1 protein-coding gene and 1 pseudogene are annotated in these 1,519 nt (G+C 53.1%); both read left to right on the top strand.

Annotated features, from left to right (window positions below):
• Positions 1 to 1,014, top strand: a pseudogene (locus ACO6VE_RS24475) (hypothetical protein); the annotation flags it as partial.
• A partial coding sequence (locus tag ACO6VE_RS24480; RefSeq protein ID WP_422464108.1) for an IS66 family transposase occupies positions 942 to 1,519 on the top strand: 578 nt, incomplete at its 3' end. The pseudogene ACO6VE_RS24475 and the gene ACO6VE_RS24480, both read left to right, overlap by 73 nt.

The following is a 1,519-nucleotide window of genomic DNA, read 5'->3' on the forward strand; positions in this document are numbered from 1 at the left end:
AATAATTCTTACGCTGCTTTGTCACTTTCTACCTCGTCATCAATGGTACTATTGTGCTTAACGAGGTGTCCTAAGTCATTAAACCACTTCAAAGTTCACTGGCCCAAACCCGATGACGAGCTGATAACCTTAACGGGCCAGCAGCTCAATTGGTTGCTGGATGGCTACAATCTTAATGCCATGAAATCACTCATTGATACCGTCAGTCATCAGCCAAAATCCGCCTTGAGTTTACTGGTCGGAAATGCTGGAACAGCCTTGGATCTGGAGGCCTTGCTTGAGGCCATCCAGACCATCAACGGTGTCATTCTTGAAAAAGACAGCGCCCTTCTTGAAAAAGACAATGCTCTTCTTGAGAAAGACGACATTATCCAGAAAAAGTCCATCGTCATAGAAGAACAGAAAAAACGCATTGCCATTCTGGAAGAATACCTGCGTCTGGAACGTGCCCGCCTCTATGGCCACAGTTCTGAAAAGTTCAGTGGCCAGGGCGAAATCTTCAATGAAGCGGAGTTAGCCGATTGTGGTGCTGACCCGGCTGAAGAAGACGCCCTGAATGAGGAAGAACCGGAAACAGGGGAAAGCCCAAAGCCCCGCAAGAAACGCAAGGGACGTACACCGCTGTCACCGGCACTGCCGAGGGTGCAGGAACGTATTGAGCTGCCCCCGGAAGAGAAGCAGGGTGCTATTGAGACCTTCTTCACCAAAGTCCGGGAAGAGCTGGATATCATTCCAGCCCGGGTTCAGGTGAAAGAGATTCTGCAAGAGAAAGCGGTATTTCTTGAGAAAGCTGAGCCGGGAGAGGCATCGCAGGAAAAACGCGTTATCAAGGCGGCGGAGCTACCCAAACATCCCATTCCCAAATCCGCAGTGACCGTCAGCATGCTGGCCTGGATCATCATTGCCAAATATTGCGACGCCTGGCCGGCCGCACCCTGCCATTGTACCGGCAGGAAAAAATACTGGCACGCTATGGCGGCTCCATTACCCGGACGACCATGGCCAACTGGCTGATCCGGTTGTCCCTGCAACTGCAGCCCCTGATCAACCTGATGGCAGACCATCAGCGGGCCGGGCACATCATGAATGCTGATGAAACCCGGATCCAGGTACTCAAGGAACTCAGTAAGGCCATCCACTCGGATAAGTACATGTGGGTGACCCTGGGTGGCCCACCGGGGCAACCGGCGGTGTTGTTCCATTACGATCCTTCCCGGGGCAAGGAGGTTCCCCTGCGCCTGTTCGAAGGGTTCAGCGGTTACCTGCAAACTGACGGCTATGCCAGTTACAGTGCTGTGTGCAAGCAAGAAGGCATTACCCAGGTTGGCTGTTTTGACCATGTGCGCCGCAAGTTCACCGATGCCAAAAAAGGCGAAGCCAAACCGGGCAAAAAGGTGAACAACAGCAAAGTCAGCAAGGCTGATGTTGCGCTGGCCAAAATCCGCAAGCTGTACGCCATCGAAGAAGGTGTCAGGGGGGCACCTGCAGCGGAAAAACTGGCTCGCCGTCAACAGGAGAG

Origin of the sequence: Endozoicomonas sp. ALB115 (genome assembly GCF_049310245.1) — a bacterium.
Lineage (GTDB): Bacteria > Pseudomonadota > Gammaproteobacteria > Pseudomonadales > Endozoicomonadaceae > Endozoicomonas.